This window comes from Microcoleus sp. C2D2 (genome assembly GCF_036702495.1).
GTDB lineage: Bacteria > Cyanobacteriota > Cyanobacteriia > Cyanobacteriales > Microcoleaceae > Microcoleus.
Genome location: NZ_JAUBTO010000045.1, coordinates 3,341 through 7,990, shown reverse-complemented (window position 1 = coordinate 7,990; position 4,650 = coordinate 3,341). Strand labels below are relative to the sequence as shown.

The 4,650-nt window shown below is 49.5% G+C and carries 4 protein-coding genes; 1 reads left to right on the top strand and 3 read right to left on the bottom strand.

The features are described 5' to 3' along the window. The first annotated feature begins 66 nt into the window (after window positions 1–66). Window positions 67–213, top strand: a complete 147-nt coding sequence (locus tag QUB61_RS16335) for a hypothetical protein (protein ID WP_333190039.1) — start codon at window positions 67–69, stop codon at window positions 211–213. Here QUB61_RS16335 and QUB61_RS16330 read toward each other — a convergent pair. The 3 genes from QUB61_RS16330 to QUB61_RS16320 all read right to left on the bottom strand — a co-directional run. After that, the gene (locus QUB61_RS16330) at window positions 197–2,407 is read right to left on the bottom strand and encodes a hypothetical protein (protein WP_333190037.1); all 2,211 of its coding nucleotides are present in this window, start codon (window positions 2,405–2,407) and stop codon (window positions 197–199) included. The two genes, QUB61_RS16335 and QUB61_RS16330, sit on opposite strands and share 17 nt — an antisense overlap. Beyond that, window positions 2,400–4,445 carry an ATP-binding protein gene (locus tag QUB61_RS16325; RefSeq protein WP_333136051.1) on the bottom strand — a complete coding sequence of 682 codons (2,046 nt, stop codon included), beginning with the start codon at window positions 4,443–4,445 and terminating at the stop codon, window positions 2,400–2,402. The genes QUB61_RS16330 and QUB61_RS16325 overlap by 8 nt, the downstream gene beginning before the upstream one ends. Before the next feature lie 19 nt (window positions 4,446–4,464). Then, on the bottom strand, window positions 4,465–4,650 hold a 186-nt coding region (locus QUB61_RS16320; RefSeq protein WP_333190035.1), incomplete at its 5' end, for a hypothetical protein.

Sequence of the window (4,650 nt, the reverse complement as noted above, 5' to 3'; positions counted from 1 at the left end):
GTGGAACAGGCATCTTGCCTGTTAAGCGAGAATATTGAGATGTTACACCATTGTCAATAAGCCTTTATGAACGGGCAAGATGCCCGTTCCACAAGAAAATCTACTCTTTGTGGAACAGGCATCTTGCCTGTTCTTGAGAATGGTGCAACATCTCAGTTACAACCGACAGATTCGGGCAAAAACCCGGTTTCTTGGATTATCGCCCGCCGCTAACTTTCTCCAATCGCAGGAAATGCACCCGGCCCAAGGCATCCCCCGCTACAACAGTCATCCCATCAGGCGAAATCGCACAGCCCTTGAAGCCACCCTCCCCGCTGAAACTAGCAATCTCCTTGCCGCTGAGTAGATCCCAGATTTTCAGGGTGTTATCCCGTGAAGCGGAAATCGCTAGGAAGCCGTCGGGTGCGATCGCCACTGCATATACCGAGTCAGTATGACCGCTGAGGGTTCTAGCTTCGGTACCTGTCTCGGTGTCCCAGATTTTCAGGGTTTTATCCCGTGAAGCGGAAATCGCGGTTTTGCCGTCGGGTGCGATCGCTACCGCATATACCGAGTCAGTATGACCGGTGAGGGTTCTAACTTCCGTACCTCTCTCGGTGTCCCAGATTTTCAGGGTGTTATCCCGTGAAGCGGAAATCGCTGTATTGCCGTCGGGTGCGATCGCCACTGCATATACCGAGTCAGTATGACCGGTGAGGGTTCTAACTTCCGTACCTCTCTCGGTGTCCCAGATTTTCAGGGTTTTATCCCGTGAAGCGGAAATCGCTGTATTGCCGTTTGGTGCGATCGCGACTGCATTTACCCATTTAGTATGACCGCTGAGGGTTATAACTGCCGTACCTGTCTCGGTGTCCCAGATTTTCAGGGTGTTATCCCCTGAAGCGGAAATCGCGGTGAGGCCGTCTGGTGCGATCGCTACTGCATTTACCCAGTTAGTATGACCGCTGAGGGTTCTAACTGCCGTACCTGTCTCGGTGTCCCAGATTTTCAGAGTGTTATCCCCTGAAGCGGAAATCGCTAGGAAGCCGTCGGGTGCGATCGCTGCTGCATTTACCCAGTTAGTATGACTGGTGAGGGTTTTAAGTTGCGTACCTGTCTTGGTTTCCCAGATTTTCAGGGTTTTATCCCATGAAGCGGAAATCGCTGTCAGGTCGTCTGGTGCGATCGCCACTGCATTTACCAAGCTAGTATGACCGGTGAGGGTTTTAAGTTCCGTACCTGTCTCGATGTCCCAGATTTTCAGGGTGTAATCCCATGAAGCGGAAATCGCTCTTTTGCCGTCTGGTGCGATCGCCACTGCATTTACCAAGCTAGTATGACCGGTGAGGGTTCGAACTTCCCTACCTGTCTCGGTGTCCCAGATTTTCAGGGTTTTATCCCATGAAGCCGAAATCGCTGTCAGGCCGTCTGGTGCGATCGCCACTGCATTTACCGAGTCAGTATGACCGGTGAGGGTTCTAACTTCCCTACCTGTCTCGGTATCCCAGATTTTCAGGGTTTTATCGTCTGAAGCGGAAATCGCTGTCAGGCCGTCTGGTGCGATCGCCACCGATCTTACCGAGTTAGTATGACCGGTGAGGGTGCTAACTTCCTTACCTGTCTCGATGTCCCAGATTTTCAGGGTGTAATCCCATGAAGCGGAAATCGCTGTTAGGCCGTCTGGTGCGATCGCCACTGCTTCTACCCAGTCACTATGACCGCTGAGGGTTCTAACTTGCCTACCTGTCTGGGTGTCCCAGATTTTCAGAGTGTAATCCCATGAAGCGGAAATCGCTGTCAGGCCGTCTGGTGCGATCGCCACCGATCTTACCCAGCCAGTATGACCGGTGAGGGTTCTAACTTCCCTACCTGTCTGGGTGTCCCAGATTTTCAGGGTTTTATCCCATGAAGCGGAAATCGCTGTCAGGCCGTCTGGTGCGATCGCCACTGCAAATACCGAGTCAGTATGACCGCTGAGAGTTCGCAGACATCCTTCACCGGGCCGCTCTAAATTAGCCTTTAAAGGCCGCAGCCAAGGACTATCTTTCGATTGCTTCCCTTGTTCGAGCAACTCCTGAATTTGGGGCCTTTCAAAATCCAGCAATCTTCCCCACAAATGCCCCGCTAACTGCGTTTTATCCTTATCCAAAACCTGCGCCGACTTGCGAATTGCCCCTTGAATCAACCGCAAAGTTTCAGTTTGCCCCTCCGACAGCAAAACATCAGAAATTCGCGCTAAATCGTAATCCTCAATTAACGATTGAACCCCCAACGCATCCAACTTCGCCTCAATAAAATCAAAATCCGTTAACAACTGATGCAGCCGTTCCCCTTGAACACTCTGGGCCAAATGCCCCGGCAGAGTTTCCAAAGTATAAAGCCGCTTTTTCGGCGACTGTTTCCCCAACCGTTCTTTAAACTTACTCATCGCCGTACAAATCCTCCCACAAATTATCAGAAATTGCCGTTTCTATATCCCGCAGCCACACCCCAGCTTTCTGCACCACATCTTTGCGGTGCAGAAATCTTTGGAAACTCGCGTGATAGATACTGTAATCGGGAGGGCTATCACCGCTACGCCGGAGAAACTGTTCCCAATCATCCAGAACTTCCTGCACATCTAACGCATCTTCCTCAGCAAAATCCGCCAAAATATCGCAGGAAACCGGCTTGCGAGTTTTGGTCAACAAATAAATCACCTTCAACTTGCGGCGGCGCAATTCTCTATCTTTAACCGCCATTTCCATCCGAGCCCAGTGCTTCTCATAATATCCTTCCAACTCCCCCGGCAAATCGTTCAAAGTCACATCGCTGTACTTGCCGCTATCGATATCATTCAGCACATAGCGCAGGTACATAAAGTTATTCTGGCTTTTTTGGGCCACCGCCGCCACAAACTGATCTTGCTGCAAATTTTGACGGTTAATCCAACTCTGAATAGACGCGCTGTTGCTGGTAAGTTTGTCAATATAAAGCTTGACATCCGCCAAACTTTCTGCACTGTACTGCATCAAATCAAAAACCTGATGATTTGGCAAAGCCAGAGTTTTCGGCTGCTTCGAGACAATAAAATAAACATTATCCGGCAAAACATCTGGCAAATAAAGGACATTGCTGCCGCGCCCCTGCAAACCGAGCTCGACTTCATCCAGGGCATCCACGACCAAAATCAACTTTTTTTCGCCCAATTTAGGGCTGACTTCCCCCAACAATCGACTGAGAAAATTGCCATCTCTGGTTGCATTTTCCGGCAGTTGCGGATAACTTAGTTGAAAGCCTCGAATTAACTGAAGGCAGGCATTTTCCAGAAATTGTTCGGCGCGGACAATGCCTTGAGATTGCGAGTTAAAATGGGCAACACAGCGCCGCTTCAGCAGCAGCACTAACTTCGCCATAATTGAACTTTTCCCGACACCAGGTTCTGCTTCTAAAACAAAATAGCCTTGGCGATTCTTCTGCAAAAATTCGGCAATTGCTGCAAACACAAATTGGCGGCCGCTAAAGTCTTGAGTGCGGTCTTGAATAATCGTTTCGCACTCGTAGGGAAGCGGCAATCGGGGCGCGGAAATATCAACAAATCGTTCCAGTGATGTTTTAATTTGCCCCAAATCGGATCGGATGCCAATTTCTATGGCTTCTAATTTCGCCATGACTTGACAAATCTGCTGCCCCGTTGCCACGGCCTCCAATTTGTCCAGAATTTCCCCTTTTTGCAGCCCCAAATCTCTCAGTTGGGCCAAAGCAATTTGGTGCAGATTCAACAGCATCGCGGCAAACTTTTCTCCTCCCTTCGCCGCATCGAGTTTCAGCACTTCGCGGTACGCTTTCGGGAAAGTTGCGTACAGCTTGTCCGCCACAAATTCCACAATTTCCGCATCGAAGGATTTGCCCTCGCGCCGGGCGAATTCGTTGAGGAAACTTGCCCAATCTGCCGGTGTCAATCCGGTAACTCGATCGAACTCCTCGGCATCCGCAGAAAAAATCAGGGTTAACTGGTCTTCGGAAATATTTAAACCCCTTGACAAGTCGGCTGTATTCGTGTTAATACCCAGCCAGTATTCAGGAGTTTTCTCGGCTAATTGACTGAGTGCTGTTTCTGGAGCGGGCAAATTTTGGGTTTCGGCGATCGCAATTAATTTATCCGACGAAGCAACCTCTCTCAAAATATAGGCGATCGCCTCACCCGCCGCCTCAATCAAATCGCGATTATCGAGAATATTCGGATTTTTGCTCAACCTTTGGGTCATCCGATTTCCGAGGTCATTAGCCGTCATATTCCCCGCAATACCACCAGCAATGATCGCCAAAATCGAAACTCCGCCAAGTGCGCTCGGGCCGCTGACAATACCCGCTGGTGCTTGAGTTGCCGGATGGGCGATCGCATTTGAAATAACTTGTCCAATAGCCATCACCGCACTGCATCCAATAACGCTAGTTTTAAAATTAGCTAAGTCCTTTAGTGGCATAAAATAAATATTCTTCTTTTCAAAAGTTGGTAAGCTGTCCCGCATCTAAATTGTATTTTTTTGGGCGGGCAAGATGCCCACCCCACAAGAAACTTGATGTATTGTGGAACAGGCATCTTGCCTGTTGATTTTGGGCGGGCAAGATGCCCACCCCACAAGAAACTTGATGTATTGTGGAACAGGCATCTTGCCTGTTGATTTTGGG

What these genes read in the sequence shown, in the direction of transcription:
- QUB61_RS16335 (WP_333190039.1), top strand. Translation starts at nt 67, where the DNA reads ATGAACGGGCAAGATGCCCGTTCCACAAGAAAATCTACTCTTTGTGGA.
- QUB61_RS16330 (WP_333190037.1), bottom strand. Translation starts at nt 2,407, where the DNA reads ATGAGTAAGTTTAAAGAACGGTTGGGGAAACAGTCGCCGAAAAAGCGG.
- QUB61_RS16325 (WP_333136051.1), bottom strand. Translation starts at nt 4,445, where the DNA reads ATGCCACTAAAGGACTTAGCTAATTTTAAAACTAGCGTTATTGGATGC.